The organism is Streptomyces sp. GbtcB7 (assembly GCF_019091445.1).
Lineage (GTDB): Bacteria > Actinomycetota > Actinomycetes > Streptomycetales > Streptomycetaceae > Streptomyces > Streptomyces mirabilis.
In genome coordinates this window covers 1-26,990 of record NZ_JAGXJM010000009.1, presented here as the reverse complement: position 1 = coordinate 26,990, position 26,990 = coordinate 1, and the positions used below count along the sequence as shown (strand labels likewise).

26 protein-coding genes, 1 tRNA gene and 1 pseudogene are annotated in these 26,990 nt (G+C 70.2%); 9 read left to right on the top strand and 19 right to left on the bottom strand.

The annotated features are described in order from the left end of the window. The first annotated feature begins 267 nt into the window (after positions 1-267). Positions 268-795 (top strand): NUDIX hydrolase family protein, encoded by a 528-nt coding sequence (locus tag KVT44_RS16530; RefSeq protein ID WP_060899080.1) that lies wholly within the window; start codon positions 268-270, stop codon positions 793-795. Positions 796-879: 84 nt separating this feature from the next. Next, positions 880-2,427 carry a serine/threonine-protein kinase gene (locus KVT44_RS16525; protein ID WP_254649496.1) on the top strand — a complete coding sequence of 516 codons (1,548 nt, stop codon included), beginning with the start codon at positions 880-882 and terminating at the stop codon, positions 2,425-2,427. A gap of 89 nt (positions 2,428-2,516) precedes the next feature. Here the strand turns inward: KVT44_RS16525 and KVT44_RS16520 are convergent, their stop codons facing one another. From KVT44_RS16520 to KVT44_RS16490, 7 genes are all read right to left on the bottom strand, one after another. After that, positions 2,517-5,018: a tryptophanase gene (locus tag KVT44_RS16520; RefSeq protein WP_217567603.1), complete on the bottom strand. Its 2,502-nt coding sequence runs from the start codon at positions 5,016-5,018 to the stop codon at positions 2,517-2,519. Between the two features lie 392 nt (positions 5,019-5,410). Further along, positions 5,411-6,757 (bottom strand): cytochrome P450, encoded by a 1,347-nt coding sequence (locus tag KVT44_RS16515; RefSeq protein WP_217567602.1) that lies wholly within the window; start codon positions 6,755-6,757, stop codon positions 5,411-5,413. A gap of 8 nt (positions 6,758-6,765) precedes the next feature. After that, complete coding sequence (locus KVT44_RS16510) at positions 6,766-7,359, bottom strand: ATP/GTP-binding protein (RefSeq protein ID WP_054232690.1); 594 nt, start codon at positions 7,357-7,359, stop codon at positions 6,766-6,768. Then, complete coding sequence (locus tag KVT44_RS16505; protein WP_054232691.1) at positions 7,334-7,711, bottom strand: DUF742 domain-containing protein; 378 nt, start codon at positions 7,709-7,711, stop codon at positions 7,334-7,336. Before KVT44_RS16505 ends, KVT44_RS16510 begins: the two co-directional genes overlap by 26 nt. Continuing rightward, positions 7,708-8,109 (bottom strand): roadblock/LC7 domain-containing protein, encoded by a 402-nt coding sequence (locus KVT44_RS16500; RefSeq protein WP_054232692.1) that lies wholly within the window; start codon positions 8,107-8,109, stop codon positions 7,708-7,710. The genes KVT44_RS16505 and KVT44_RS16500 overlap by 4 nt, the downstream gene beginning before the upstream one ends. Continuing rightward, on the bottom strand, positions 8,106-9,293 hold the full coding sequence (locus KVT44_RS16495) for a sensor histidine kinase KdpD (RefSeq protein ID WP_075030323.1): 1,188 nt from the start codon (positions 9,291-9,293) through the stop codon (positions 8,106-8,108). The genes KVT44_RS16500 and KVT44_RS16495 overlap by 4 nt, the downstream gene beginning before the upstream one ends. A 361-nt stretch (positions 9,294-9,654) precedes the next feature. Beyond that, positions 9,655-11,469 (bottom strand): ABC transporter ATP-binding protein, encoded by a 1,815-nt coding sequence (locus tag KVT44_RS16490; protein WP_217567601.1) that lies wholly within the window; start codon positions 11,467-11,469, stop codon positions 9,655-9,657. Positions 11,470-11,949: 480 nt separating this feature from the next. On the opposite strand from KVT44_RS16490, the gene KVT44_RS16485 reads away from it, so the two are divergent. After that, positions 11,950-12,357, top strand: coding sequence for a hypothetical protein (locus KVT44_RS16485; protein ID WP_254649495.1), 408 nt, complete (start codon positions 11,950-11,952; stop codon positions 12,355-12,357). A gap of 6 nt (positions 12,358-12,363) precedes the next feature. Then, a pseudogene (locus tag KVT44_RS16480) lies at positions 12,364-13,604 on the top strand (cytochrome P450). A gap of 82 nt (positions 13,605-13,686) precedes the next feature. Here the strand turns inward: KVT44_RS16480 and KVT44_RS16475 are convergent. Continuing rightward, positions 13,687-13,763, bottom strand: a tRNA-Pro gene (locus KVT44_RS16475). A gap of 183 nt (positions 13,764-13,946) precedes the next feature. On the opposite strand from KVT44_RS16475, the gene KVT44_RS16470 reads away from it, so the two are divergent. Further along, positions 13,947-14,651, top strand: coding sequence for a transketolase (locus KVT44_RS16470; protein WP_217567600.1), 705 nt, complete (start codon positions 13,947-13,949; stop codon positions 14,649-14,651). 118 nt (positions 14,652-14,769) lie between these two features. After that, on the top strand, positions 14,770-15,687 hold the full coding sequence (locus tag KVT44_RS16465; protein WP_217567599.1) for a transketolase family protein: 918 nt from the start codon (positions 14,770-14,772) through the stop codon (positions 15,685-15,687). A 44-nt stretch (positions 15,688-15,731) separates the two neighbouring features. Here the strand turns inward: KVT44_RS16465 and KVT44_RS16460 are convergent, their stop codons facing one another. Next, complete coding sequence (locus KVT44_RS16460; RefSeq protein ID WP_099919474.1) at positions 15,732-16,091, bottom strand: MmcQ/YjbR family DNA-binding protein; 360 nt, start codon at positions 16,089-16,091, stop codon at positions 15,732-15,734. Positions 16,092-16,340: 249 nt separating this feature from the next. Here KVT44_RS16460 and KVT44_RS16455 point away from each other — a divergent pair, with 249 nt between their 5' ends. Genes KVT44_RS16455 through KVT44_RS16445 form a run of 3 tightly spaced genes read left to right on the top strand, consistent with a single transcriptional unit; the run spans position 16,341 to position 17,793 of the window. After that, positions 16,341-16,520: a hypothetical protein gene (locus KVT44_RS16455; protein WP_217567598.1), complete on the top strand. Its 180-nt coding sequence runs from the start codon at positions 16,341-16,343 to the stop codon at positions 16,518-16,520. Further along, positions 16,517-17,122 (top strand): RNA polymerase sigma factor, encoded by a 606-nt coding sequence (locus KVT44_RS16450; RefSeq protein WP_054232699.1) that lies wholly within the window; start codon positions 16,517-16,519, stop codon positions 17,120-17,122. Before KVT44_RS16455 ends, KVT44_RS16450 begins: the two co-directional genes overlap by 4 nt. Further along, a complete protein-coding gene (locus KVT44_RS16445) occupies positions 17,122-17,793 on the top strand; it encodes a hypothetical protein (RefSeq protein ID WP_217567597.1) in 672 nt (223 codons plus the stop codon). Before KVT44_RS16450 ends, KVT44_RS16445 begins: the two co-directional genes overlap by 1 nt. A gap of 23 nt (positions 17,794-17,816) precedes the next feature. On the opposite strand, the gene KVT44_RS16440 is transcribed toward KVT44_RS16445, so the two are convergent. The 10 genes from KVT44_RS16440 to KVT44_RS16395 all read right to left on the bottom strand — a co-directional run bounded on the left by KVT44_RS16440 (position 17,817) and on the right by KVT44_RS16395 (position 26,571). Further along, entirely contained in the window at positions 17,817-18,353 is a 537-nt protein-coding gene (locus KVT44_RS16440; protein WP_217567596.1) for a GNAT family N-acetyltransferase, read from the bottom strand. Further along, entirely contained in the window at positions 18,350-18,925 is a 576-nt protein-coding gene (locus tag KVT44_RS16435; RefSeq protein ID WP_217567595.1) for a helix-turn-helix domain-containing protein, read from the bottom strand. The genes KVT44_RS16440 and KVT44_RS16435 overlap by 4 nt, the downstream gene beginning before the upstream one ends. A gap of 55 nt (positions 18,926-18,980) precedes the next feature. Further along, positions 18,981-19,886 (bottom strand): LysR family transcriptional regulator, encoded by a 906-nt coding sequence (locus KVT44_RS16430; protein ID WP_217567594.1) that lies wholly within the window; start codon positions 19,884-19,886, stop codon positions 18,981-18,983. A 31-nt stretch (positions 19,887-19,917) separates the two neighbouring features. Beyond that, on the bottom strand, positions 19,918-21,111 hold the full coding sequence (locus KVT44_RS16425; RefSeq protein WP_217567593.1) for a glycine C-acetyltransferase: 1,194 nt from the start codon (positions 21,109-21,111) through the stop codon (positions 19,918-19,920). A gap of 49 nt (positions 21,112-21,160) precedes the next feature. Continuing rightward, positions 21,161-22,189 carry an L-threonine 3-dehydrogenase gene (gene tdh / locus KVT44_RS16420; protein ID WP_099919480.1) on the bottom strand — a complete coding sequence of 343 codons (1,029 nt, stop codon included), beginning with the start codon at positions 22,187-22,189 and terminating at the stop codon, positions 21,161-21,163. A 165-nt stretch (positions 22,190-22,354) separates the two neighbouring features. Further along, complete coding sequence (locus KVT44_RS16415) at positions 22,355-22,945, bottom strand: GAF domain-containing protein (RefSeq protein ID WP_190168324.1); 591 nt, start codon at positions 22,943-22,945, stop codon at positions 22,355-22,357. Positions 22,946-23,050: 105 nt separating this feature from the next. Next, entirely contained in the window at positions 23,051-23,638 is a 588-nt protein-coding gene (locus tag KVT44_RS16410; protein ID WP_067361216.1) for an ATP/GTP-binding protein, read from the bottom strand. After that, positions 23,616-23,987, bottom strand: coding sequence for a DUF742 domain-containing protein (locus KVT44_RS16405; protein ID WP_054232708.1), 372 nt, complete (start codon positions 23,985-23,987; stop codon positions 23,616-23,618). Before KVT44_RS16405 ends, KVT44_RS16410 begins: the two co-directional genes overlap by 23 nt. Before the next feature lie 2 nt (positions 23,988-23,989). Next, the gene (locus KVT44_RS16400) at positions 23,990-24,430 is read right to left on the bottom strand and encodes a roadblock/LC7 domain-containing protein (RefSeq protein ID WP_060894670.1); all 441 of its coding nucleotides are present in this window, start codon (positions 24,428-24,430) and stop codon (positions 23,990-23,992) included. Between the two features lie 92 nt (positions 24,431-24,522). Continuing rightward, entirely contained in the window at positions 24,523-26,571 is a 2,049-nt protein-coding gene (locus KVT44_RS16395) for an ATP-binding protein (RefSeq protein ID WP_217567592.1), read from the bottom strand. Positions 26,572-26,990 lie beyond the last annotated feature (419 nt).

Genomic DNA, 26,990 nt, shown 5'->3' with positions numbered 1-26,990 from the left:
CCCCAGCCGTCGCCCCGCCACCGAGCGCGAGGTGACGATCGACCGCAGGACACCGTCGGGTCGCCTGCTGCCTTACTGACGCGACGGCTGCCCTCCTGGCCCGACGGCTGCCCTGCTCGTCCGGCGGCCTTCTCCAACGATCCGGCCAGTCGGCGTATCCGTTCCACCGCGCGCACGTTGTGGGTGATGACAATGGCCACCAGACACCACGGCGAGCACTGCGCGCGGATCCGGAAGGGTTGAAAGTATGATCACCCAATGTCTGACATGACCGAGACCACGCCGGGCTGGCTGACGCCCGACGAACTCGAAAGCGCGCGCGCACGCATGCCGATCCTGTACGTCGAGGCCGTGCCGGTCCGCGTCGACGACAACGGCGAAGTCACCAGCATCGGACTGCTGCTGCGCATAGGGCCGGACGGGACGGTCAGCCGCACCGTCGTCTCGGGCCGGGTGCTGCACCACGAGCGGGTCAGGGACGCCCTCCTGCGCCACCTGGAGAAGGACCTCGGCCCGGTGGCGCTCCCCCGCATCCCGACCTCGCTCCAGCCCTTCACCGTCGCCGAGTACTTCCCCACGGTGGGCGTCACGCCGTTCCACGACCCCCGCCAGCACGCGGTGTCGCTCGCCTACATCGTCCCGGTGACCGGCGACTGCCGCCCCCGGCAGGACGCCCTGGACCTGGTCTGGTTCAGCCCCGAGGAGGCCTCGTCGCCCGCGGTCCTGGGGGAGATGCCGGGCGGCCACGGAGCCCTCCTCAAGCAGGCCCTGGCCCATGTGGGCCGGCTGTCCTGACGTAGGCCTCCGCTAGAGTCGGCGCGGTCCCCGGTCAGACGTGCTGCCGCGGGGGTGGTCCTGCGCTGGGGGATGACGGGCACGATGCGGTTCGAACGAATGCAACTGGCCGGATACGAGATCCAGGAGGTCCTGGGCCAGGGCGGGTTCGCCACGGTGTACCGGGCGCGGCAGCTGGCCGTGGGCCGCGAGGTGGCACTCAAGGTGGACAGCAGGGTGCTCGACTCGCCCCGCGACCGGCAGCGGTTCATGCGGGAGGTCACCGCCGCCGGGCAGCTGTCCGGGCATCCGCACGTGGTCCCGGTGTACGACGCCGGGGTGTTCGGCGACAACCGCCCGTACATGGTGCTCGAACTGTGCCCCGGCGGCTCCCTGGGTGATCGTCTGCACCACCAGGGCCCCCTGTCCGTGAAGGAGGCCCGCGACATCGGCGTGGGCATAGCCGACGCGGTGGCCGCGGCGCACACCGCCGGGGTGCTGCACCGGGACATCAAACCCGGCAACATCCTGATCAACCGGTACGGCGGTGTCGCGCTCGCCGACTTCGGCCTCGCGGCCATGCCCCGGCCGGACCGGGAACTGTCGGTCACCCGGGAGGCGTTGACCCCCGCGTACGCTCCGCCCGAGGCGTTCCACCTGGCCGAACCGACCCCGGCCGGCGATGTGTACTCGCTCGCCGCCACGGTCTACGCCCTGCTGCGGGGCCGCCCGCCGCACTTCCCCGAGGACGGCACCCAGCTCAGTCTCGCGGAACTCATCGTGCGGCACACCTGGCCCTACCCCGACCTGCCGGGAGTGCCGACGGCGCTCAACGAGGTGCTCGGGCTGGCCCTGGTGGCGGACCCGGCGCGCCGGCTGTCCGACGCCGGGGCACTGCGTGACGCGCTCGCCGCCGTCGACGTGGACAGCGCCGACCAGGCCGGCTTCGGTCCCGTACCCGGCGGCCGGACCACCACCGTCCCCGCGCGGCGGGACACCACGCCGCCGCCCGAACCCGGTCCGCCGGGCACGACCACCGCCCCGGCGCCGCGGGACCGGCAGACGAAGAGGCGGCGCCCCCGACTGATCGCCGCGGTGGCGGCGGTGGCGGTCTCGGTGAGCGTCTCGGTCACCGTGATCACCTACCGGGGTGGGGGGTCCGACGCCCCCAAGTCCCCCTCGACCGCGTCCCGGCCGTCCGTCACCACGCCCGCCGTGAACACGGCGTTCGGTGGGGTGTCGACCACCACCCGGGACTGTCCCGCCGCCGCGGTCGACGGCGCGGGCGGCCGGTGCGTCACGACCCCCGAGTGCTGGAGCGGCATCACCGACATCTCGGGGACGATCACCGTCAGCCTCGCGGACTGCCGGGTGAAGCACGTGTGGGAGACCTTCGCCATCGCCCCGCTGCCCGAGGACGGGATGACGAACAACGCCCGGGACCTGATCAAGCACCCCACCGTCAAGGCGCTGTGCTCGCAGGAGGTCATGCTGAAGTCCAGGACGGCCACCGGACGGGCCGTCACCGGCCGGTGGAGCACGGACATCCTGCCGCCGACCGCCCAGCAGTGGTCCGACGGACTCCGCGCCTTCCGCTGTGTCGCCCACGCGGACACGGAGGACGGGGAGATCACCGACAGCCACTTCGGGTAGGAGCGGCCGAGCGCCGACGAGCCGCTGCCTGGTCACGTCGCTCACGACGTGACCAGGCAGCGGCCTCAGGACGGCGTCGTCCCCGCCCGCTAGACGGTCACCGGCTGGAGCTTGGCGCGGAAGTGCCGCAGGATCGGGGACTGTTCCACGATCCGGTAGCCGTGCACGGACTCCGCGTTCTTGGCGATGGTCTCCAGGGTTCTGCCGACATGGTCGTAGTGGCTGCGCGTGTAGACGCGCCGCGGCAACGCCAGCCTCACCAGCTCGTACGGCGGGCTCTTGACCGGGTTTCCGTCCTCGTCCTCCTCGCCGAGGTACAGCGACCCCAGTTCGGCCGACCGGATGCCGCCCTCCAGGTAGAGCCGGCAGGCGAGAGCGTGCCCGGGGTATTGGTGGGGCGGTATGTGGGGCAGCAGCCGACCCGCGTTGAGGTAGATGGCGTGCAGCCCGGGCGGCTCCAGGATGTCCACGCCGGCGGCGCGGGCCCGCTGGGCCAGGTGGTCGGCACTCTCCGCCCGCTCCGCGAGGTAGGAAGGTTCCGTCACCTCCTGGAGACCCTGGGCGATCATGTCGAGGTCGCGTCCGGCCAGACCCCCGTAGGTGGGGAACCCCTCGGTGGCGATGAGGAGGAGTTCGCACTTCTGGGCGAGTTCCGGATCGTTCAGTCCGATGAAGCCGCCGATGTGGACGATGCCGTCCTTCTTGGCGCTCATCACACAGCCATCGGCCAGACGGAACGCTTCTTCGGCGACCTGGCGCGGGGTGCGGTCCTTGTAGGCCGCCTCGTGCCGGGTGACCAGCCAGGCGTTCTCGGCGAACCGGGCGGCGTCCAGGATCAGGGGGACACCGTGCCGGCGGCAGAGTTCGGAGGTCCGCCGCAGGTTCTCCATGGAGACGGGCTGACCGCCACCGCCGTTGTTGGTGATGGTCATGACCACCGCGGCGACACGCGAGCCGGTCGTCTCGGTCAGCCCCCGCTCCAGGGCCTCGAGGTCGATGTTCCCCTTGAAGGGCTCCGAGCTGTCCAGGTTCCGCGCCTCGGCGCAGGGCAGGTCGCGGGCCACACAGCCCGCCAGCTCCACATTGGCGCGGGTGGTGTCGAAGTGCGTGTTGGACAGGACGGTGTCGCCGGGCTTGAGGAGGTTGGAGAACAGGAGTCGTTCCGCCGCACGCCCCTGGTGGGCCGGCAGGATGTGGCTGAAGCCGGTCAGTTCCGCCACCGTGTCCCGGAAGCGGTAGAAGGATCGCGAGCCCGCGTAGGACTCGTCACCGGCCATGCCCACGGCGAGCTGCGCCGAGGACAGCGCACCGGTCCCCGAGTCGCTCAGCAGATCGATGGTCACCTCTTCCGCGCGCAGATCGAACAGGTTGTAGTGCACTCGTTCGAGTGCCGCCTTGCGCTGCTGGGGGGTCGTGAGCGGGATAGGTTCGACGACCTTGATCCGGTACGGCTCCATCCTGATTTCTGCTCCTGCCTTTCCGTTTCCTACTGAGTGGAGGGTCTCGCGCGGCTCGGTACCCGCCGTGCGATGGGGGGAGAACGTCTGATGGGGCGGCCGGGCGGGCAACGGCGGCCGTACCGCGTACGCCTCCGAGGAGATGTACGCGGTCACACGGGGCGGTCGGCCACGCTCGTACACCAGCGCCAGATAGGCGATGAGCCCCACGCCGTCGTGCAGCAACCGTGAGGTGACGGTGGCCAACGACCGGTCGAGCGCCGCGGTGTCCATGCCGTGTCGGCGCAGCACGGCCACCGCTCGCGCATAGGCCTCCCCGTCGTGCCGGACGTAGTCCCTGACCGGCACGTGGAGGGTGAAGCCGCTCGGCAGGCCGGTCCCGGACTCCGTGAAGGAGTGGCAGGAGAGCACGGGGCGCCCCTCCAGCCGTACGCCTTTCCCGGCGCCGGAGTGCCGCGGCGAGCTGTCTAGACCCGCCGCGACCCGCAGGAACTCCCGTACGGTCTCGGGCCGTGGCCCGGGGTCCGTGCGGGGCAGTTCACCCGCGTCGGCGGCGGCCAGGTTCCGATGGGTGACGTAGACCTTCACCCGGGGTGTCTCCCAGTCCCCGAGGTCGAGGGCGAAGAACGGATAGCCGTCTGCCCGGGGCAGCGCGGCGAACGCCTGCCGGTGGCCGAGCCTGTCCAGTGCCTCACGCACCGTCTCGGCGGCCCGGTCCACCCCGGACGCCGCCGGGTTCAGATAGACCTTGACCTTGGGGACTCCGCCGGGCCGCAACTCCAGGGCCAGCCACAGCGCCAGCGGGCCCTCGGGGGCCGGCGGGAAGAACAGGTCCTCCAGCCGGTCGAGTTGGTCGGTGGCGAAGCCCCAGCGGTCCGCCATGGCCCGGACCACACGCAGTCCGACGCGCCCGTTCTCCGCCAGGCCTTCGGCGCCGTACCCCGGTTCCAGCAGCACGCGCAGGGTCGGGGGCGCGTCCGGCACGAAGGCGAGGGAGTACTCCACCGGCGTGTGGTCGTCGGACAGGAAACTCGGGTAGGACGGCGGTTCGTCCAACGGACGCTCCGCGACGGGACCGAGACAGTCGGTCAGGACACGCGCGTAGATCTCGCCGTCGGACGGGTCGAGACCCATGGCTTGGCACAGTCGGAGTAACTGGTCGGCCACGTAACCGCCGAGCGGTTGCGTTTCCGTGACCGGTCCACCCCCTGTACGGGAGGTGATCATCGGCCCTCCCGGTGGGTGGGCCCGGGAAGGAGGGCAAAAAGATACCCGCCCGTGCGGGCGGGTATCTCGCCATCCGGCGTGTGTGGTGCGACGCGTATGGCGCGGGGGTCGAAGCTCCCTTGGGAGGTCTGTCGTCGGGGGCGGAGCGTAGCTGCGGAGTGCTGTGCTGAAGTGGCGTCAGTGGTCGAGGGCTCCACGACACCTCCTTTAACTTGTGATCAACACGTATGCCGCGCTCTTCCCTACCCCTCCGGTTGAATATTGATGCAGTGCGAGGATGTTGGCAGCTGTTGCGTATCTCACGCCTTCCACCAGGACAGGAACGAACTCCACAGCCCGCCACGCTCCTGCCGGCCCTGCGCACCTCCTTGGTCGCTGCGCGCCGTGGTCTCCGGGCGGTGCTGCGGGTCGGGCTGCCGGGCGGCCTGTACGGGGGTGAATCGGGCCGGAAGCGCGGCCAGCGCCCGGTTGAAGGGACCCGGACGCCAGGTCAGACTGTCCTCGGGTACGGCCAGTTCGACGTCGGGCAGCCGGTTGAAGAGGTTCTCGATGGCCGTCACGGTGATGAGCCGGGCGGGGTCCTTGGCCGGGCAGGCGTGCGGTCCCGCGCTCCACGCCAGGTGGGAGCGGTTGCTCGATGCGTGACGGGACGCCGCGAGCGCCGGGTCGGTGTTGGCGGCCGCGAAGCTGACCAGCACGAGGTCGCCCGCCGCCAGCTTCTGTCCCCCGAACTCCATGTCGGCCGCCGGGTAGTGCGGCGCGTAGTTCGCCATGGGCGGGTTCTTCCACAGCGTGGTGTCGATGGCCTCTTCGATCAACCCGCCTGCCGCGTAACGGTCGTTGGTCAGCAGCAGGTGCAGGGTGTTGGAGATGAGGTTGCGCAGCGGCTCCGCACCGGCGCCCAGCAGCAGGACGAGCTGGTGGGCCATCTCCTCGTTGGTCAGGCGCGCCTGATGCTGCATCAGCCAGGAGGTGACGTCGTCGCCGGGCCGGGACCGCTTGAGGGCCACCAGCTCGCCCACGGCCTGACCCAGTACCTCGTTCGCCTTCTCGGCATTCACACCGTCGAAAATGCCGGATATACCGAAGAGGACCCGGTCGCCGATCTCCGCGGGGCAGCCGAAGAGTTCGTTGAACACGAAAAGCGGCAGCAGCTTGGCGTAGTCGTTGAGCAGATCGGCCGAGCCACGGGTGTGGAACTGGGCGATGAGGTAATTCGAGACCCGCTCGGCGCTCTGGCTCAGCCAATGCGAATCGACACGCGCGAAGCTGTCCGTGATGGCCTGCCGCAGCCGCATGTGGTCGGCCCCGTCACTGAACATGGCGTTGGGCCGGTACACCAGAAGCGGAAGCACCGGACTGTCCGGACTGATCTCGCCTTCGTTGAAATCCCGCCAGCGGCGCGAGTCCTTCCGGAAGGCGCCCGCGTTCTGGAGCAGCTGGAGCGCCGCCGAGTATTCCGTGACCAGGGTCGCCTCGACACCGGGGGCGAGTTCGACCGGAGCGGTCGGCCCGTAGTGACGCATGTACTCGTAATAGGCTTGCGGATCGGCCGCGAACTCCGCCCCGTGCAACGGCACCGGCTCACCCGTGGCATGAGCCGGGCAGCCGGGTGGTGGCACGGGGGCGGTGGATTCAGTGTTCATGCTTGCTCCTAGCGGGCACGGTCCTGCAAATAGTGAACGAGGGTGATCAGGGCGCTTGCTGATGAGTTCTCGTCGCGAGCGTCGCAGGTGACGACCGGGGTGTCGGGGAGCAGGTCCAACGCCTCACGCAGCGCCTCTTCGCCACGAATCGGCGTGCCGTCGAAGTGGTTCACGGCTATGGCGTAGGCGAGTCCGTACTGCTCGATCAGGTCGATGACGGCGAAGGAATCCGCCAGCCGCTCGGGGTCGACCAGCACGAGCGCCCCGAGAGCGCCGCGCGCCATGTCCTCCCACATCTGCACGAACCGCTGCTGGCCCGGCGTACCGAACAGGTACAGCACGACGTGATCACTGATCGTGAGGCGTCCGAAGTCCATGGCCACCGTGGTGGTGGTCTTGCCACGGACGCCCTTGAGGTCGTCGATCTCCTCGCCGGCCTGCGTCATCGTCTCCTCCGTGGACAGCGGAGGAATCTCCGACATCGTCCCGACGAAGGTGGTCTTGCCCACCGCGAAGTGCCCGACGATCAGGATCTTCACGGCGGTCTGCGCCGCTCCACCACGGACGTACGCCTTCTCATCCAAAACGGGCCCGGAGACCATCCAGCACCTCCTGAAGAATCTGCTCGTCGACCAGGCGGGCGCGCGCCACCGGCGCGCGCGTGATGAGGTAACCGCCTTCGGCGAGGGCATTGAGAAGGATCTTCACCACGCCCATGGGCAGGCGCAGGTGTCCCGCGATCTCGGCGACCGAGAGGTAGCCGCCGGAGCACATCTCCAGCAGGCTCTGTTCCTCCGGGGAGAGCCGGGCCGGCCGCTGCTGATGGTCGGCGGCCGCCGTGACCAGCGTGATCAGGGAGAACTGGTCGCCGTCGGGAAGGTCCCGGCCATTGGTGATGACGTACGGCCGCACTAACTCCGCGGCCTCGGGCTCCTGCCGCTCGGAATCGGTCACTGGCGTGCGCCGATGTTCTCGCGCGGCGGAGTCGTCAGCGCCTTGCCCAGCTGGCCGACGAGCTGCTGCATGCGGAAGGTGATCTCCCCCATCTCGACGTCGGGAGAGGCCGAGACCGCGAGGTACGCGCCGTCACCGGCGGAGATCAGGAAGACCCAGCCACCGTCGAACTCGACGAGCGTCTGCCGCCACTTCAGATCGGACCCGTCGCAGAAGAACCCGATCGAGCGGCTCAGCGACTGCACACCGCTCATCGCGGCGGCGACGGTGTCCGCGTGGTCCCTTCCGACCCCCTTCGAGGACGCCATCAAGAGCCCGTCGGCGGAGACCAGGACCGCGTGCAGAGCCCCGGGAATCTCCAGGACGCCGTCAAGCATCCATGACAGATCGTTGTTCACGAAACCTCATGCCCTTCGCTGCTTGCGTCATGTGCGTTGCTCGTGCGGCCCGCAGGCTCCGGGAGCGCGGCTCGACCGGACTGCGTGCCGCGCTGGAAGGCACCCATGATCGAGGCGGTCTCCTCTTCGGAGCGGATCGGGGTGCCCGTGGTCATGGGGGCGCCCGTGGTTTCGGAACTCGGCGGCACGATGGCCATGGCCCGCCTGCGGCGGCGCTTGGGAAGACCGTCGGCGGTCGTGGACACGGCCGCGGCGGGTTCCGGGCCGCTCGGGTTCAGCGAGGGAACAGTGCTCACAGTCTGTGCTCGCTCCTTTGGTTGCGGCATGCTGGTGAGCAGCTCGTCCGGCAGCAGGACCACCGCTCGCACACCCCCGTAGGGAGAGGTCGAGTCGACGGACACCGTGAAGCCGTAGCGCTCACAGAGCACACCGATCACGGCGAAGCCGAACTGCGGAGGATTGCCGAGCCCGGAGACACCCGAGGCCCGCTCACTCGAAAGGAGTTTCGCCGCTCGGGCCTTCTCCTCCTCGTTCATGCCGACACCGGCGTCGTCGACGACGATGCAGATGCCCTTGGGTACGGCACGGACATTGATCTCGACACTGGTTTCCGGTGCCGAGTAGCTCGTGGCGTTGTCGAGCAGTTCGGCAAGGGCCAGCGCCACCGGTTCGACAGCCCGGTTGGTGACCGCGAAATCGACCTGCGAAAGAATTTCGACCCGCTGGAAGTGCCGGATCCTGCCCTGCGCGCTGCGGACCACGTCGTACACCGACGCGACGTCACGCTGCCGTCCCAGCCAGCCTTCGCAGAGCACCGCGATGGACTGGGCGCGCCGCCCGAACTGCGAGTTCATGTGGTCGATTTCCAGGAGGTCCTGGAGGATCACCGACTCGCCATACTTGCTCTGCAGTTTGGAAATAGCCAACTGCTGTTCGGCGGCGAGACCCTGAAGCGTCCGCATCGCCGATTTGAGCGCGGTTCTCGTTGCTTCTTCGGCTTGCTCCTGAGCCTTCTTCACCGACGCCGAATATTGATTCTCAAGCTCAGCGTAGTGATCCCTGAGTTCTTGATTTCCCTGCCTTAAACTCCGCGCAGACCGCTTTCCACGAATAATGGCGGTAGCTGCAAGCGGAGTACCAGCGATAAGAGCCCAGAGAGCCGGGTCCTGCATGTATTGCGTCATAAGACTCTCTTCAAGCGACTGACAGCCAGCTACTGAATTCCGTCAGCGCGGCGGGCCGGCAGCCCACTGCGCAGGGTTTACCGTCCGGGCCGCACAGTTGGCCAGAAGAGTCGTTTGGCCGGAAGAGTCGTTTTGTGCCCATAGCCCGCTCGGCAAGTGCGGCGATCGTATCATCGCCCCAACTCATGACGGACCGTCAATATGGGGAGTACTTGCGAACATTGATGAGTAGTCAGATCCTCAACGACATCCGAAAAGGGGGCTCTGCGGCTTTCGTCAATCAGTGCCCGGAGTGGACATCGGGGAGCGGGTCCCGCCGAGCGGGCGCGGGGGGGGGACCCCACGCCCGCCGGGCTCGCGTTCAGTGCAGGTCGGCCGGCTCCTGGCTGTCGTCGAGGAAACCGCCCGACTGGTGCTGCCACAGCTTCGCGTAGGCGCCTTCCGACGCGAGCAGTTCCTGATGCGTGCCCTGCTCGATGATTCGTCCGCGGTCGAGGACGACGAGCCGGTCCATGGTGGCGACCGTGCTCAGTCGGTGCGCCACGACGAGCGCCGTCCGGCCCTCCATGAGTCGCCACAGCGCTTCTTGTACGAGGATCTCGCTCTCGGAGTCCAGCGCGCTGGTCGCCTCGTCGAGCAGCAGGATCGGTGCGTCGCGCAGGATCGCCCTGGCGAGTGCGACCCGCTGACGCTGTCCGCCGGACAGCTTGACCCCGCGCTCGCCCACCATGGTGTCGAAGCCGTCCGGCAGCGCGTCGGCGAACTCCGTGACATGCGCCGCCTCGGCCGCGCGACGGATCTCGGCCTCGGTGGCGTCCGGCCGGGCGAAGGCGATGTTGTCCCGCAGTGTGCGGTGGAACATCGCCGGGTCCTGCGGCACGTAGGCCATCAGTCCGCGCAGGTCTGCCTGGCGCAGCCTGCTGATGTCCTGCCCTCCGATCAGGATGCGGCCGGAGTCGATGTCCGTCATCCTCAGCAACAGCCGGGCCAGCGTGGTCTTGCCCCCGCCGGACCGGCCGACGAGACCGATCTTCGCCCCGCTGGGCACCGCCAGGTCGAGTCCCTCGAAGAGCGGCTGCGCGCCCGCGTGGGCGAAGGTCACCTGCTCGAAGCGGACGTCGGCGGCCCGGGACAGCAGCGCTTCCGGCGTCTTCGGGTCGAGCACCGTCGGCGGCTTCAGCAGCAGTTCGGTGAACTGCGCGGCCTCCGTCATCGAGCTCTCCAGGCGGCGGTAGATCTGGTTGAACTCGAACATGATCCGCGTCGCGTTGCTGTAGTACGTGAAGGCGACCACGACCGCCTCCACGCCTTGACTGCCTCCGCCGAGCGCGACCGCGAGCAGCAGGCCCAGCGCGTTGGTCAGCACGGACATCGGCGCGACCAGTGTGTCGATACGCAGGTTGCCGTAGTCCCACGACCTCAGCATGAGCCGCCGCGAGGCCGCGACACGCGACCGGTGCTCGGCGGCCTCACGCTCCTCGGCGGCGAACGCCCGGACCGTGTCCATGTTCATCAGACTGTCGGCGACATGGCCCGACACCCGGGCGATCGCCTCCTCCCGCTGATCGACGAGCGCCTGACGGCGGCGGATGAGGGGCAACACGCACAGCGCCGTCAGCGCGATCATCGCCAGCAGCCCCACGACGAGCAGCGGTTCGTAGCGCCACAGCACCACCGCCCCGAACACCAGCGGCACGAAGCTGCCCACGACCTGGAACGTCATCGTGTCGACGAACTCCTCGAAGCGGGAGGCGAAGCTCAGCACCCGCTTGGTCAGTGACCCGGCGAAGTTGTCGTGGAAGAACGCGGCGTCCTTGGCGAACAGCTCGTCCATGCCGATGACGTACAACTGCTCGATGCCGAGGGCGTCGAGACGGTTCAGGCAGTGCAGGCCGAGGCGCCACAGCATCTCCGCGAGCAGCAGGACGCCGGCGAAGCCGAGGACGTACGGCAGTGTCGAGCCGATGGAGATGCCGGCGTCGCCGGCGATCCGGCCGACGAGCTTCGCGACGATCAGAGGCGCGATGTAGTTGATGCCGATGTTGCCGAGCGCCGGCAGCAGCATCGCGGGGGCGGTCAGCCGTCGGAGCCGGGCCAACTCCCGTCCGTAATAGCGAAGGGCGAGGAGCACCGAGCCTTTGCCCGGTGAACCCTCGCGCGATTCAGGCGATCCCATCCCAACCCTGTGTGGTCGTGCGGCAGCCTGCCGCGTGCTTCTCCGGGGAGATTCCGTTGCCTCAGTGGCCGTGTGGAGCTTCGGTTTCGAGTGAGCGCGTTGGCTCGGGTCGTCCTCCGATGGGCGGGGTACGACGACGGGCCCGCGGCGACACCCACGTGCGAGTACGGCGGGCCAGGAATCGCAGTGTCCCGCGGGGGCTCCCGCGCAGTCCAAGCGTTTTTATCGGCCAACGGCGCACGTCGCACGCCTGCGCGACCCGGCCGAACAGACGTGTGCCCGTGAGCCGAGGCGGCTCGATCGCACCTGCCTCGATGCGCCCGGGTGTCACTTTCTACGCGTTCTTTTTCTGCGCAGCTCATTGATTGTACCGACCGTTAGGTCTATTTTACCGGTCGGCCGCTCTCGCACTGGACGTCCCCCACGCCGCCCGGACCAGAGCCACTCTCTGGATCTCCGCTCACCCATGGCAGGCCGTCGATGTCCCAGACCCGAACCTCTCCCCCACAGGCCCACGAGAGATCCCGCTCCACCACGCGCAACGTGCTCGTCGTCGTCGCGCTCGTGTGGACCGTCCAACTGGTCGCGCTCGTCGCCGCGTTGTCCGGCATCGCACAGGCCGACGTCGCGATCCACTTCCGGACCACGGACATCGCCTGGTTCACCCTGATGACCCTGCTGACCGGTACCTTCTTCCTGCCTTTCGCGGTCAAGGCCGCGGCCCTCTTCGGCAAGAAGCGCGTCCTGCTCGTCGCCACCGGTCTCGGCTTCGTCGGCGACCTGGTCGCCGCCTTCGCCACCGACTACCGCACGCTGCCGATCGGGCGCGGCATCGCGGGCGTCTACGCGGCCACCGCCCCGATCGCCTACGCGATCACCCGCGATTGAGGCACCGTGACCGAGAACGTGGCCGGCACCGAGACGGCCGAGGCAACCCCGGAGTACCTGTCGCCCCGATCGGCCCAGTGCCCCTTCGCGCCGCCACCGGGACTGCTCGACCTGCACGACTCGGGCAAGCCCGTCGTTCGTGCCAGGACATGGGACGGCAGCACCCCATGGGTCGTCACGCGCCATGCCGCCCTGCGCGAGATCCTCGCCGACCCGAGGGTGAGCGCCAACATCGGTGGACCGGGATACCCGCACACCACGGAGGCCATGAAGGCGCACGCCGCCGAGATGCAGCCGTCGATCAACAACACCGACGGCGCCGAACACTCCCGGTGGCGCCGGATGCTGACGAGGTCGTTCACCCGCCACCGCATGGAGAAGCTCCGCCCGGCGATCCACCAGATCACCGACGACCTCATCGACAAGATGCTGGCGGGCCCCAACCCCACCGACCTCAACACGGCCCTGTCCCTGCCCCTGCCGTCACTGATGATCTGTGAGCTGCTCGGAGTGCCCTACGAGGACCACGAGTTCTTCCAGGAGCACGCCGGCGTCACCACCGCGCGGTTCAAGACACCGCAAGAGGCCGCCGAGACGACGAGGGAGCTGCGCCGCTACATCTCCGGGCTCATCGACGCCAAGATGGACGACCCCGCCGAGGACGTCCTGTCCGACCTCGGCGCGCGCGTCAAGGAGGGCGATCTCAGCCTGGCGGAGGCCGTTCCCCTGGGGCACATCCTGCTCGTCGCCGGCCACGACGCCAGCGCCAACATGATCACTCTGGGCACCGCGCTGCTGCTCCAGAACCCCGACCAGCTCGCGGCCCTGCGCGAGAACTGCGACGACCCCAAGTTCGTGGCGAACGCCGTCGAGGAACTCTTGCGCTACCTCACCATCCCGCACCTGCTCGCACGACGAGCCGTTGTCGAGGACATCGAGATCGACGGCGAGACCATCCGCGCCGGCGAGGGCGTCATCGCGGCCCTGCCGGCCGCCAACTGGGATCCGCTGGCGTTCCCCGATCCCGAGAAGCTCGACCTCGCCCGCCGGGCGGCGCACCATGTCGCGTTCAGCTGGGGCCGCACCAGTGCATCGGGCAACAGCCGGCCCGTATAGAACTCCACATCGTGTTCAGCACGCTGTTCCGTCGGGTGTCGACCCTGCGGCTCGCGGTCGACGTCTCGGAGCTGAAGTTCAAGGAGGACTCACAGGCGTACGGCATCTACGAGCTGCCCGTCACCTGGTAGCTCCTGGAGGTCCGTGAAGGAGCGGACACGACAAGGCCGTCTTCTCATCGCCGAGAAGACGGCCTCCGACCTGCTGTGAAGCTGGTCGGGACGACAGGATTTGAACCTGCGACCCCTTGACCCCCAGTCAAGTGCGCTACCAAGCTGCGCCACGTCCCGTTGCCCGCCTGACCTGGGGTTTCCCCTGGCCGAACGCGCACGGAAACAATACCGCACTCGGGGCGATGGTCGCGCATCCGTTTATTCGGGGCCGACCGGGGCGCGGGGCGACAGGGCCACGCGGGGGAAGACTTCGAGTCGGCGCTTGACCTGAAGTTTGATTGAGGTTGCACGATCGTCGGCATGACGATCATCGAGGCGGAACGCCACCATCAGTACCAGGACCTGCCCCGCCTGATGGGGCTGATGACCGGCGACGAGAAGCACGGCCCCGCGGCGACGTCCACGCTGGACGCGCTGTGGGTGCTCTACGACCGGGTGCTGCGGGTCGGGCCCGAGCGGATGGACGATCCGGAGCGGGACCGGTTCCTGCTCTCCAAGGGGCATGGGCCCATGGCGTACTACGCGGTGCTCGCGGCCAAGGGCTTCGTGCCGGTCGAGTGGCTGCCGGACTTCGGCGCGTACGACTCACCGCTCGGACACCACCCGGACCGGGTGCTGGTACCCGGCGCCGAGATCGGCAGCGGGTCGCTGGGGCACGGGCTGCCGATCGCTGTCGGCACCGCGCTGGGCCTGCGCGCGCAGGGGCTGGGCGAGCCCCGTGTGTGGGTGCTGATCGGCGACGCGGAGCTGGACGAGGGCAGCAACCACGAGGCGATCGCGTACGCCGGGCCGGCTGGTCTCGACCGGCTGCACACCGTGGTGATCGACAACTCCTCCGCCGGCCATGCCCGGCCCGGCGGTATCGCCGCCCGGTTCGAGGCCGCGGGCTGGTCCGCCCTGACCGTCGACGGCCGTGACCACGAGGCGCTGTACGCCGCCTTCACCGCGCCCCACCCGGGTCGCCCGCACGTGGTGGTCGCCCGGGTCGAGCCCAAGTCCGCCTGAGGCTTCTGAGGCTTCTGAGGCTTCTGAGGCAATTAAGACACCTGAGGCATGTAAGGCATCTGCGGCTCCGGACGCTCCCCTCTCCTCATCCCGTACACCCCTGGAAGGACCCCCTTCGGTGGACACCATGCGTGATCGTTTCGCCCCTGTCATGACGCGGCTGCTCGACGAGGACCCTCGGGTCGCGGTCGTCCTCGCCGAGATCGGCAAGGACGGTTTCACGGAAGCCCGACGCAGGCATCCCGATCGGGTGATCAACGTCGGGATCCGCGAACAGCTCCTGGTCGGGGCGGGCGCGGGCCTGGCGCTGACCGGTCTGCGACCCGTCGTGCACACCTTCGCCAGCTTCCTCATCGAGCGGCCGTTCGAGCAGGTCAAGCTGGACCTCGGACACCAGGACGTGGGCGCGGTGCTGGTGAGCGCGGCAGCGTCCTTCGACTGGCCCGCCGGAGGCTTCACTCACATGGCACCCGGCGACGTGGCCCTGCTCGACACGCTGGACGGCTGGACCGTGCACGTTCCCGGCCATCCGGACGAGGCCGAGCAGTTGCTGCGGCAGGCGGTCGCCGCCGGGGACGACAAGGTGTACGTGCGGTTGTCCGTGCAGTCCAACGGACAGGGCCTGCCGGTCGACGGGGCCCGTTTCCGTACCGTCCGGGAAGGTCGCGCAGGGGTCGTCGTCGCCGTCGGGCCGATGCTCGACGCCGTACTCGCCGCGACGGAGGGACTCGACGTCACCGTCCTGTACGCGGCCACCGTGAGGCCCTTCGACGGGCAGACCCTGCGCCGCGCCACGGAGGCGGCGGGCACCGACGTCGTCCTCGTCGAGCCGTATCTGGCCGGTACGTCCACGGCCGCCGCGGGCGACGCGCTCGCCGACGTACCCCACCGTGTCCTCGGCCTCGGCGTCCGCCGACGTGAGCTGCGCCGGTACGGAACCGTCGACGAGCACCTGACCGCGCACGGCCTCGACACGGGATCCCTGCGGGAGCGGATCGGCGGCTTCCTGAGCGCCTCGGACCGACCGCGCCCCTGAGTCCGTCCTCGCGCGGACCCGTGCGGCCCCGCGCGGACACGCTGTCAGTCGGCCTTCGGAAGTCCCAGCTCCGGGTAGGCGTCGAGCAGCCGGGGCGGAGCCGCCTGGCGCCAGGAGTCGGCCAGGATGTCGCGGAGTTCGTCGCCGTCCTCCAGGGCGGCGAGCCGGACCCTGACCCAGGCGAAACCCGCCTCGTGGTCGGCGATCCAGAACTTGCCGGGCTCCGCCAGGACGAGTTCGTCGCGCTCCTCCTTCGGGCACCGCACCGCGATGGACGTCTCCTCCTCGGGCAGCGTGGCGAACATCTTCCCCGCGACCCGGAAGGTGGGCATGCTCCAGGCGATCTTCTCCGTGGTGTCCGGCAGGGAGAGGGCGGTACGGCGTACGTCGTCGGCATCCGGCATGGGAGGCACGGTAGCCAAAGGCACTGACATCGACAGGGGTCGGCGGGTTCGGTCACCCCCGGCTCCCCGCCCGAGATGGTCGATGATTGAACCAGCTGCAATCGGATCGATACTGAACGTAATATTTTTCGAGCACCGGCTGCACGTTCGGGTCGCCCCGGACGCTTCATGGGTGGAGGCGGATGGTGCCTCTGGTGCCGGGGTGGGGACACGGCACCTTCGATCAGCACAGGTACAGGGGAGGACCCCGTGCAGCAGAGCGCTGCCGCGTGGTTGTTCGAGATCGCGCTTGGTATGAGGGTGTTCGGCCCGGACGTCGTCCGTGCCTGCCGTCGGCTCCTGACAGCCGGCGTACGGATCGGCATCACCGGACTGACCGGCACCCGCGCCCCGTCCCGCTCCGCCGAGTCGACCCGGGACGTCCCGTGAACGGCGACGGCGGGCCGGAGGAGACCGGCGGGGCCGTCGGCGCACCGCGGGCGGTACCCATCGACCAGTGGGACCCCACCGTGCAGATGGCGTACTGGGGTTTCCACCATCAGCGCCGCCAGGACTACATGCGCTACGCCTATCTCCAGCTCGGCTCCGACGCCGACGCGGAGGAGGCCGTGGACCTGACCTTCGACCAGGTCATGGACCGCTGGCCGCGGATGCTGCGGATGGAGAACCTGGAGGGCTACGCCTGGACGATCCTCAAGCGCCGCATCATCGACATGCACCGCAAGCGCCGGCGCCGCCCGGAGCTGATGGAGATCGCCGCCTTCGAGGCGGCGCTCGCCGATCCGGCCGAGGATCCGTACGACACGCTCACCGACGCCATCGCCCTGTACGTCGCGGTCGGCTCCCTGAGCGAGCGGCAGCGGGACGCGATCCTCCTCTACTACGGCATAGGTTTCACGGCCGCCGAAGCCGCCGTACTCATGGGCAACGAGGAGGCCACCGTCCGCTCCCAGCTCCGTACCGGCCGGCGGCGCCTCGCCACCCTGCTCAAACTCCGCTGCCCGGAGCACTCCGACGGGAAGAACCCCTGATGAGCACCCTGCCCTCCGACCGCCGCACCATCGACGACCTGTTGGCCAAAGCGCGTACGCAGGATCGTTACGCCGACTACGACCTCGCGGCCGCCGAAGCCCGTCTGCGCAGCCGTCAGGCGGCCCGGCACCGCCCGCGCAACCCCGATGCCGCGCTCGTGCGAGCCGTGTGGACCACCCCCGAGGACGACCGCACCCCGGACGCGGACCGCGCCTGGTGGGACCTGAACGCCGTGAGCCTGCTGGTGCTGTTCGGGCCGGACGCCGACCGTCATCTGAGCGAGTTCATCGACAGCCAGTACGCGGACAAGACCGGCGCCCTGGTCTTCGCATGTCTGCTGCACGTGGCGGGCGACAGCAGCGGGGCGCGCTTCTGGTGGCGTTTCGCGGCCGGGGTCGGCCACCAGGTCGCCGAGTACTGCCTGTTCCTCGAACACGCCCACAGCGGTGAGTACCACGACGCCGACCACTGGCGCACCCAACTGGTGCGCGAGCACTTCGAACCCACCTACATGTGCGGCGACCGCGTCACCGCGCCGTTGGTCAATCCGGCGTTCATCGACCACGTCCACCCGCACATCGCCCGCCCGCACCACCCGGAGATCGGCATCGTCCCGCTCCCCCGGCCGCCTCTCGTGAAGGAGCTGCGCCATCTGACCTCCCTGCTGTAGCCGCGGCCGGGAGCGGCGGCTCTTCACTCGCCGGGGACCGTCGCTCCCACCCGCTTGTAGAAGATCGTCGTCGGGCGCAGCTCGCCCGAAGGCGTCGCCGCGTAGTCGGGTATCGCCCCGAGCCGGGTCCAGCCCGCGGAGCGGTAGAGGGACTCGGCGGGGCTGTCGGTCTCGGTGTCCAGGTGCAGCAGGGTGATTCCGGCGGTGGCGGCCGCGTGCTCGGCGGTGGTCAAAAGGCCCCGGCCAAGGCCCTGTCCGCGGCCGTCGCGGTGCACCATCAGCTTCACCAGCTCGGCGCGGTGGCGGCTGTTGGGTTTGTCGGGGAAGACGAGGCTGACGGTGCCCAGGATCCGGTCCGCGGTGTGCGCCACCCACACGGCGAGGCGTCCGGCCGACACCGCGGCCACGCGCTCCTCCCACCAGGCGACGGCTGTCGCCCGCTCCAACGGGGCGAGGAAGCCGATCGAGGCCCCGCCCTCCACGGTGTCGATCAGCAGCTCGGCCAGCTCGCCCACCGAGGCGCGGAGGCGCTGGGCGTCCAGCCGGGAGACGGTGGTCACGGCAGCACCACCACCAGCGCGTACCGTACGTCCTCGGGACCGGGACACCGGAAGCGGGTGGGCCCCCACACCCGCAGCCGCAGACAGTCCCCGGCGTCGAGCCGGTGTTCGACGTCCTGCGCGGTCACCTCCAGCGTTCCGTCGAGGACCCAGATGTGCTGCTCCAGGCCGGGCACGGGAGGCCGGTCGTAGGCGAGGTCGGCGCCGGCCCTGAGCCGCCCCTCGACCAGTTCGCCGCGCAGCCCGGCGTGCGGCGGGGACACCGATCGTCGTACGAATCCGGAGGCTTCGTCGGCCCAGACCGTCTGGTCGGCCGCCCGCACCACCGGAGCGGGCTCCGCCTCGACCTCGCTGAGCAGCTGCGACATGGTGCGTCCGTACACGGCGCACAGCCGGTTCAGGAGCGAGGCCGTGGGGCTGATCTCGGCACGCTCGGCACGGGACAGGGTGGAGCGGCTGACCCCGCTGCGCTCCGCCAACTCCCCCAGGGACCAGCCACGTTCGGAACGCAGCTCGGCCAGCCGGGCCCCGAGCCGGACATCGACGACATCGAGCTCCCCACCATTTCCCATATTCGGGATGCTATCCCAGATATGAAACAGCAGGGCGCCCCGCCGACCACTCCCCTCAGTCCACCGTCGCGGCCTCCGCCAGCGCATCCAGCACCGGGCGGATCAGCGGATGCTCCTCCGCGCCCCGGCGTACGGCCGCGAAGACCCGGCGCGTGGGCGCGACGCCGTCGACCGGTCGGACCTGCACGCCCGTGAGGTCCATGCCGCGCAGGGCGGAGCGGGGCACCAGGGCCACACCCGCGTCGGCCGAGGCGAGGGCGACGACGGCCCGGAAGTCGTCGGAGGAGTGTTCGAGACGGGGTTGGAATCCGGCGTTCTCGCAGGCCAGGACGACCACGTCATGGCAGGGGTTGCCGGGGTACGGGCCGATCCACGGGTCCTTGGCCAGCTCGGCGAGCGGGACCTCGGTGGCGTCGGCGAGCCGGTGGCCGAGCGGGACGACCGCGTCGAAGGGCTCGGCGTACAGGGCTACGGGGGTCAGGCGCGGGTCGTCCGCGTCCGGGGCGCCCCGGTACTCGACGGCGACCGCGATGTCGACCTGCCGGTCGAGCACCATCGGCAGACTGGCGTCGCCCTCGGCGTCCTGGACGCGGACGTGAATGCCGGGTGCCGTGCAGGCGAGCCGGGCCAGCGCGGGGGCCACTACCAGGCCGATGCCGGTCGCGAAGGAGGCGACGGTGACCGTGCCCGCCGAGCCCGCGCTGTACGCGGCCAACTCCGCCTCGGCGCGCTCCAGTTGGGCCAGCACCTCATTGGTGTGGCTGAGCAGGATCTCGCCGGCCGGAGTCAGCCGTACGCCCTTGGCGCCGCGCTCGACGAGCCGGTGGCCGGTCTCCTGCTCCAGCGCGGTCAGCTGCTGGGAGACGGCCGACGGGGTGAGATAGAGCGCGGCGGCCGCCGCCGTGACCGTGCGGTGGTCGGCCACCGCACGGAGGATGTGGAGCCGCCGCGCTTCGATCATGTGACCGATTCTCTCAGGTCACGGGCGTCTTTCAGCCCTCGAGCTCCGCGCGGGCGGACACGAACGCGTCGACCGCCCGGTTCACGTCCTGCGTCGAGTGCGCGGCCGAGAGCTGGACCCGGATCCGGGCCTGGCCCTGCGGGACGACCGGGTAGGAGAAGCCGATCACGTAGACGCCGCGCTCCAGGAGGAGTTCGGCCATGCGTCCGGCGACGGACGCGTCGCCGATCATGACGGGGGCGATCGCGTGGTCACCGGGGAGGATGTCGAAGCCCTCCGCGGTCATCCGGGAACGGAACAGCGCGGTGTTCTCGGCGAGGCGGATGCGCAGGTCGTCGGCCGACTCCAGCAGGTCGAGCACCTTCAGGGAGGCCGCCGCGATCACCGGGGCGAGCGTGTTCGAGAAGAGGTACGGGCGCGAGCGCTGGCGCAGCAGCGCGACGATCTCGGCGCGGGCGGCGACATAGCCGCCGGAGGCGCCGCCGAGCGCCTTGCCGAGGGTGCCGGTGATGATGTCGACGCGGTCCATGACACCGTGCAGCTCGGGGGTGCCACGGCCGCCGGGGCCGACGAAGCCGACGGCGTGCGAGTCGTCGACCATGACCATGGCGTCGTAGCGGTCGGCGAGGTCGCAGATCTCCTTGAGGGGCGCGACATAGCCGTCCATCGAGAAGACGCCGTCGGTGACGATCAGCCGGCGGCGCGCGTCGGACGCCTCCTTGAGCTGGGCCTCCAGGTCGGCCATGTCACGGTTGGCGTATCGGAAGCGGCGCGCCTTGGAGAGGCGGATGCCGTCGATGATCGAGGCGTGGTTGAGGGCGTGGGAGATGACCGCGTCCTCGGCGCCGAGGAGGGTCTCGAAGACGCCGCCGTTGGCGTCGAAGCAGGAGGAGTAGAGGATCGTGTCCTCCTGGCCGAGGAACGCGGACAGGCGCGCTTCCAGCTCCTTGTGCACCTCCTGTGTACCGCAGATGAAGCGGACGGACGCCATGCCGTAGCCCCAGCGGTCGAGGGCCGCGTGGGCGGCGGCGACGACCTCGGGGTGGTCGGCGAGGCCGAGGTAGTTGTTCGCGCAGAAGTTGAGGACCTCGCCGGGGCGGCCGCCCGCGGTGACGCTCACGGTCGCGGACTGCGGGGTGCCGATGACGCGCTCGGGCTTGTGCAGACCGGCGGCGCGGATCTCGTCGAGGGTGGTGCGGAGGTCGTCGCGCACGGAGTCGAACATGGAGGGGCTCCTAGGGGGTTACGCGGTTCGGAGTGGCTCTTGCGGACGCTCACGCGCTCCAGTCGAGGATGACCTTGCCACCGCGGCCGCTCGCGGCGTCCGCGAAGGCCGCCTCGTAGTCGCGGTAGCCGTAGCGGCCGGTGATGACCGGCGCGAGGTCGAGGCCGCCTTCGAGGAGGACGGACATCGCGTACCAGGTCTCGAACATCTCACGGCCGTAGATGCCCTTGATCGTGATCATGGAGGTGACGATCCGGGACCAGTCGACCGGGAACTCCTCGGCGGGCAGGCCGAGCATCGCGATCCGGCCGCCGTGCGTCATGTTGGCGATCATGTCGCGCATCGCCTCGGGGCGGCCGGACATCTCCAGGCCGATGTCGAAGCCCTCGCGCAGGCCGAGGACGCGCTGCCCGTCGGCGATGGTCGACTCCGCGACGTTCAGCGCGAGGCTGACGCCGATCTTGCGGGCGAGGTCGAGGCGCTCCTCGCTGACGTCGGTGATGACGACGTTGCGGGCACCCGCGTGCCGGGCCACGGCCGCGGCCATCAGACCGATCGGGCCCGCGCCCGTGATGAGGACGTCCTCGCCGACCAGGGGGAAGGACAGCGCCGTGTGCACGGCGTTGCCGAACGGGTCGAAGATCGCGGCGACGTCGAGGTCGACCGGGACGCGGTGCACCCACACGTTGGCGGCGGGCAGGGCCACGTACTCGGCGAACGCGCCGTCGCGGCCGACGCCCAGGCCGACCGTGGCGCGGCACAGGTGACGGCGCCCGGCCAGGCAGTTGCGACACTTGCCGCACACGAGGTGTCCCTCGCCGCTCACGCGGTCGCCCGCCTTGATGTCGGCGACGTGGCGGCCGGTCTCGACGACCTCTCCGACGAACTCGTGGCCGAGGACGAGCGGCGTGCGGATGGCCTGCTGCGCCCAGCCGTCCCAGTTGCGGATGTGCAGGTCGGTGCCGCAGATCCCGGTCCTGAGGACCTTGATCAGTACGTCGCCGGGGCCGATCTCCGGTTCCGGGACGTCCGTCAGCCAGAGCCCAGGCTCCGCCTTCTCCTTGACCAGCGCCTTCAAGCTGCGGCTCCCGTGGTGAGGTCCCGGAGCAGGGCACGCCGAAGCGGCCCGTACCGGGGAGAGGGGTGATTTCCCGGAGAAATCTGCCGCACGGGTGCGCCGTTGGTCCATCGAGGATTTCTTAAGCGCGGCCGCAGCTTTCCTTCACGCCTTCGGCCGCGCGCGTCAGATCCCCCCGGTGTCCGCCCTGCGCTCGATCTGCTCGACCAGTTCCGCCGCCATCGACTTGATGGTCTCCAGGCCCGCCTTCCCCCACGGGCGCGGTTCGAGGTCGACGACGCAGATCGTGCCGAGGGCGATGCCGGTGTGGTCGATGAGCGGGGCCCCCAGGTAGGAACGGACGCCGATCTCGTCGACGACCGGGTTGCCGGCGAAACGCGGGTAGTCGCAGACGTCTTCCAGGACCAGCGCCCTGCGGCGGACCACCACATGGGGGCAGAACCCGTAGTCGCGGGTCATGTAGCGCCCGACGGCCTTCACGGTGCCGTCCGGGGCGGCCGGGAGCGGCCGGGTGACCGAGACGTTTCCGTCCGGGGTGTGCAGGCCCGCGAAGAACTGCCGGTTCTCGTCGATGAAGTTGACCATCGAGTACGGCACCGCGGCGACCTCGGCGAGCCGGTCCGCGAAGGCGTCGAAGGCGGGTTCCGTGTGCTCTCCCAGGCCCAGTCGGCGCAGCCGGCTGACCCGGGCGGGGGCGTCCTTGTCCTCCGGGGTCAGCAGCAGACGACCGGCCGGGCGCGGCGGGTCGTAACTCATCTACGGGCTCCCTGGTGTGGGGCGGGCGTCATGGTGTGGGCTCCGTGGCGGGGGACGTGGGTCGGGTGCGGGCTCAGCGGTCGAAGGCGTACGCCGGGTGCGGGCTCAGCGGATGGGTGCGTGCGTCGGTGCGTGGGCGAGCAGGTGGCGGACCAGGGTGAGCAGGGTCTGCACGCCCGAACTGGAGATCCGGGCGTCACAGCGCACGATGGGGATCTCGGGGTCGAGGTCGATGGCCGCGCGCACCTCCTCGGGGTCGTAGCGGTAGGCACCGTCGAACTCGTTGACGGCGACGATGAAGCCGAGACCGCGCTGCTCGAAGAAGTCGACGGCCGCGAAACAGTCCTCCAGGCGACGGGTGTCGGCGAGGATCACCGCGCCGAGCGCGCCCTCGGACAGCTCGTCCCACATGAACCAGAACCGCTGCTGCCCGGGTGTGCCGAACAGGTACAGGACGTGTTCCGGATCGAGGGTGATGCGGCCGAAGTCCATCGCCACGGTGGTCTCGACCTTGTTCTCGATGCCGTCGAGATTGTCGGTCGCGGCGCTGACCGTGGTGAGCAGCTCCTCCGTGCTGAGCGGCGCGATCTCGCTCACCGCGCCCACGAAGGTCGTCTTGCCGACCCCGAACCCTCCGGCCACCAGGATCTTCAACGCGGTGGGGAAGGGATCAGAGCTGTCGTCGTAGTCCATCGAGCACTGCCTCCAGAAGAGACCGGTCAGTGGGGTTGTGGTGGAACTCGGGCGGCTTGGTGGTCAGTGCCCCGCAGTCGACGAGGTCGGACAGCAGCACCTTGGTGACCGCCGCGGGCAGCTTCAGGTGTGCGGCGATCTCCGCGACCGAGACGGGCGCCCGGCACAGTTCGAGTGCCTGGGTGTGCTCGGGGCCCAGGTAGCCCAGAGGTGTTGCCCCGGTGGCCATCACCTGCGACAGCAGGTCGAGGGCGGTGGTCGGCCGGGTCCGGCCGTTGCTGACCGTGTAGGGGCGCACCAGCCGTCCGGCCGCGTCGTCGAGCCAGGGCCCGTCGCCGGCCGCGGCCACGCTCAAGGCCTCATCGCCGGCGGTTCCACGGCGGCCTGCCGGGGCGCGGTCATCAGATACGGACGGACGCTCTTGACCAGCATCGCCATCTCGTAGCCGAGCACCGCCGCGTCGGCCTCGCGGCCGGCGAGCACGGCGAGACAGGTGCCGGAGCCCGCGGTGGAGACGAACAGCAGGGTCGAGTCGAGTTCGACGACGACCTGGCGTACGTCACCGCCGTCGCCGAAGCGCACGCCCGCGCTGCGGCCGAGCGAGTAGAGGCCGGAGGCGAGCGCCGCCATGTGGTCGGCGCTGTCCGGGTCGAGTCCGTGGACCGACTTCACGAGTCCGTCGCAGGAGAGGAGTACCGCGCTCGTCGTGTGCGGTACGCGCTGTACGAGGCCGCTCATCAGCCAGTCGAGATCGGATACATGGGCGTGGGCGGTCGGCGCGTCGCTCGCCATGGTGGATCGACTCCTTGAAGTACGAAGGTCTGCCGGAGCGGAGGGTGTGGGGGTGTGGGAGGGCGTGCGGGTGGGGGTCGTCAGGGGGGTGGTCATCCGGCCGTTGTGCTCCCGTCGTGCCGGGCCGTGTGGTCGTGTCCGGGCGTGGGTGCGTTGTCGCGGGTCCCGTGCGCCTCGCGCGGGGCGGGCGCGTGCGCCGTGTGGGTGTCGGCTATGCGGGGCGCGCCGCCCGTGGACGTCTGGTCGACACGGATCACATCCAGCGGCGGCAACGGGTCCAGGTGGCGCAGATCCGGGTGCGGCGGGTCCCGGTGCAGCAGGTCCGGACGCAGCGGGTCGGAGTGCGGCAGATCGGGGTGCGGCCGCTCCAAGTGCGCTGCTCCGCTGTGCGCTGCCTCCGTGCGCCGTTCCTCGGCGTGCTGGGCCTCCGCGAGCCCGATCCCCCGCTGGAACGCCGCCATCAGACCGGGGTCGTGGCCGACGACCTGCTCCGGGTCCTGGCGGGGCACGGGCCCGTCGCGCAGTTGGGGTGCGATGTGCTCCTGGGCGCGCCGCTTGGGCAGCTGGGGCTTGCCCATGGTGCCGCGCACCGCGCCGTTGCGAGGGGTGGGCGGCATGGCCGCGTTCTCCGCGACCACGGGCCGGTCGTCGGGCCGGATGCCGGGCAGGGCCTCGGCCGGGTTGGGCCGCTGCGCGCGGGCGCCGCGCACGGGGAGCGGCGCCGGGCCGCTGCCGCCCGTGCCGGGCGCGGCGCGCGGCAGCTGGTCCCGCTGCGCCTGCCGCGGCACGGAGGCCACCGTCGCGCCGGCGGACGACACGGGCGCGGTCGGCCCTGCCTGTGGTCCGGCGGGCGGACGCGGGCCGCCGGCCTTGAGCTGCTGCGTCTGCTGGGACTGCTGGGACTGTGCCTGCGATACGTCGCCGGGGGCGCCCGGCGCCACGCCCAACAGCGCCTGCGGTACGACGAGTACGGCCTGGACACCGCCGTAGATGTTGGTCTGGAGCCGTACGTGGATGCCGTGCCGCCGGGCGAGCTGGGACACCACGAACAGACCGATCCGGCCGTCCTGGAGGAGGCTGGCGACATTCACCTGATCGGGGTCGGTGAGCAGCGTGTTCATCTTGTTCTGTTCACCCAGGGGCATGCCCAGGCCCCGGTCCTCGACCTCGACCGCGAGGCCGGAGGTGACGAGGTTGACGCGCAGCAGGACTTGGGTGTGCGGGGCGGAGAACACCGTGGCGTTCTCGACGAGTTCGGCCAGCAGGTGGATGACGTCGGCGACGGCGTGCCCGCGCAGGGTGCCGTCGATCGGGGGCACCAGCTTGACCCGCGAGTACTGCTCGACCTCGGCGATCGCGGACCGCAGCACCTCGGTCATGGAGACGGGGTTGCTCCACTGGCGGCGCGAGACGGCGCCTCCGAGCACAGCGAGGTTCTCGGCGTGCCGGCGGATGCGGGTGGCGAGGTGGTCGACGTGGAAGAGGCCCTTGAGCAGGTCCGGGTCCTCGATCTCGTTCTCCAGCTCGTCGAGGATCGAGATCTCGCGGTGCACGAGGGACTGAAGCCGCCGCGCGAGATTGACGAAGACCTCGACCTTCTGCTCGCTGCCCGCCTGGCTGGAGAGTTGGGCCGCCTGCACGACGGCGGTGACGGCGCCGTCGTGCGCGCGGGAGAGGTCGGCGGCGAGCAGCTCGAACTCGTCGGCGTCGGGCTTGGGCCGTTGGCGCGGCTTGGGCGTGGGAGGGCTCTCGCCCCGGCGCAGGCCCTCGACGACGGCGCGCAGGTCGGCCTCGGTACGGGCGCTGCCGCGGCGCAGGGCGCCGATGCGTTCCCGCACGGACGTGGCGGCCCGGTCGGCGCCCACGGCGGCGATCAGGATGCCCGCGAGGGCCACGCTCCCGGCGCCGGCGAGCACCGCCCACAGGACGACGCCGGGGCGTGCGCCGGTGGAGCGGACGGTGAACAGCACGGCCGCACAGCCGCTGAGCGCCACCGCGATCGGCGGCAGGAGCGCCAGGCGCAGCAACTGGGGCCGTAGGCGGGTCTCGGGCTGCGGGTGGACCGTGCGGGCAACCGGCCGCCCGTGCCGCCCGCCCTCACGGCGGTCTGCGCGTGCGGCCGGTGCGCGGAGGTGAGACATCTGCGTCCTCGTACTGGTGCGTCGGGGGCCACGGGGGCTCCCGCGGGTCTGCGCGACTCGGGCGTGCGCCATCGCGATGCCGGTCGAGAGAGCCGAAGAATTCGGCCCCGCGTCGCCCGGCGGCAACTGACAGTAGTCGCCAAGCCATCATGTGCGGTGGGCAGTTGACAAACTCCCCCGGAAGGCGTCCCGCTCTGGTATGAGGCCTCGCACGGCAGACCGATATCCCCTTCGGACACACGTTCCCTTGCGTCACCGATCCGATCGGAGCTGGTCAGAACCGGTCGCGAACAAACGGCGAGGGGGGGGGGGCAGGTCGCTCCCCCGCCCCCCCCCGCGGTCGGGCAATCAGGGTAATCAGCCCGCCGGGACCCGCCCCCGGCCTCCCGGGCCCTCCGGAGGTTGGCCCCCCGCCACAC

Coding starts and splice junctions, on each gene's coding strand:
- KVT44_RS16530 (WP_060899080.1), top strand. CDS start 268: ATGACCGAGACCACGCCGGGCTGGCTGACGCCCGACGAACTCGAAAGC.
- KVT44_RS16525 (WP_254649496.1), top strand. CDS start 880: ATGCGGTTCGAACGAATGCAACTGGCCGGATACGAGATCCAGGAGGTC.
- KVT44_RS16520 (WP_217567603.1), bottom strand. CDS start 5,018: ATGGGTCTCGACCCGTCCGACGGCGAGATCTACGCGCGTGTCCTGACC.
- KVT44_RS16515 (WP_217567602.1), bottom strand. CDS start 6,757: ATGAACACTGAATCCACCGCCCCCGTGCCACCACCCGGCTGCCCGGCT.
- KVT44_RS16510 (WP_054232690.1), bottom strand. CDS start 7,359: ATGGTCTCCGGGCCCGTTTTGGATGAGAAGGCGTACGTCCGTGGTGGA.
- KVT44_RS16495 (WP_075030323.1), bottom strand. CDS start 9,293: ATGACGCAATACATGCAGGACCCGGCTCTCTGGGCTCTTATCGCTGGT.
- KVT44_RS16490 (WP_217567601.1), bottom strand. CDS start 11,469: ATGGGATCGCCTGAATCGCGCGAGGGTTCACCGGGCAAAGGCTCGGTG.
- KVT44_RS16485 (WP_254649495.1), top strand. CDS start 11,950: ATGTCCCAGACCCGAACCTCTCCCCCACAGGCCCACGAGAGATCCCGC.
- KVT44_RS16470 (WP_217567600.1), top strand. CDS start 13,947: ATGACGATCATCGAGGCGGAACGCCACCATCAGTACCAGGACCTGCCC.
- KVT44_RS16460 (WP_099919474.1), bottom strand. CDS start 16,091: ATGCCGGATGCCGACGACGTACGCCGTACCGCCCTCTCCCTGCCGGAC.
- KVT44_RS16445 (WP_217567597.1), top strand. CDS start 17,122: ATGAGCACCCTGCCCTCCGACCGCCGCACCATCGACGACCTGTTGGCC.
- KVT44_RS16435 (WP_217567595.1), bottom strand. CDS start 18,925: ATGGGAAATGGTGGGGAGCTCGATGTCGTCGATGTCCGGCTCGGGGCC.
- KVT44_RS16430 (WP_217567594.1), bottom strand. CDS start 19,886: ATGATCGAAGCGCGGCGGCTCCACATCCTCCGTGCGGTGGCCGACCAC.
- KVT44_RS16425 (WP_217567593.1), bottom strand. CDS start 21,111: ATGTTCGACTCCGTGCGCGACGACCTCCGCACCACCCTCGACGAGATC.
- KVT44_RS16415 (WP_190168324.1), bottom strand. CDS start 22,945: ATGAGTTACGACCCGCCGCGCCCGGCCGGTCGTCTGCTGCTGACCCCG.
- KVT44_RS16410 (WP_067361216.1), bottom strand. CDS start 23,638: ATGGACTACGACGACAGCTCTGATCCCTTCCCCACCGCGTTGAAGATC.
- KVT44_RS16400 (WP_060894670.1), bottom strand. CDS start 24,430: ATGGCGAGCGACGCGCCGACCGCCCACGCCCATGTATCCGATCTCGAC.
- KVT44_RS16395 (WP_217567592.1), bottom strand. CDS start 26,571: ATGTCTCACCTCCGCGCACCGGCCGCACGCGCAGACCGCCGTGAGGGC.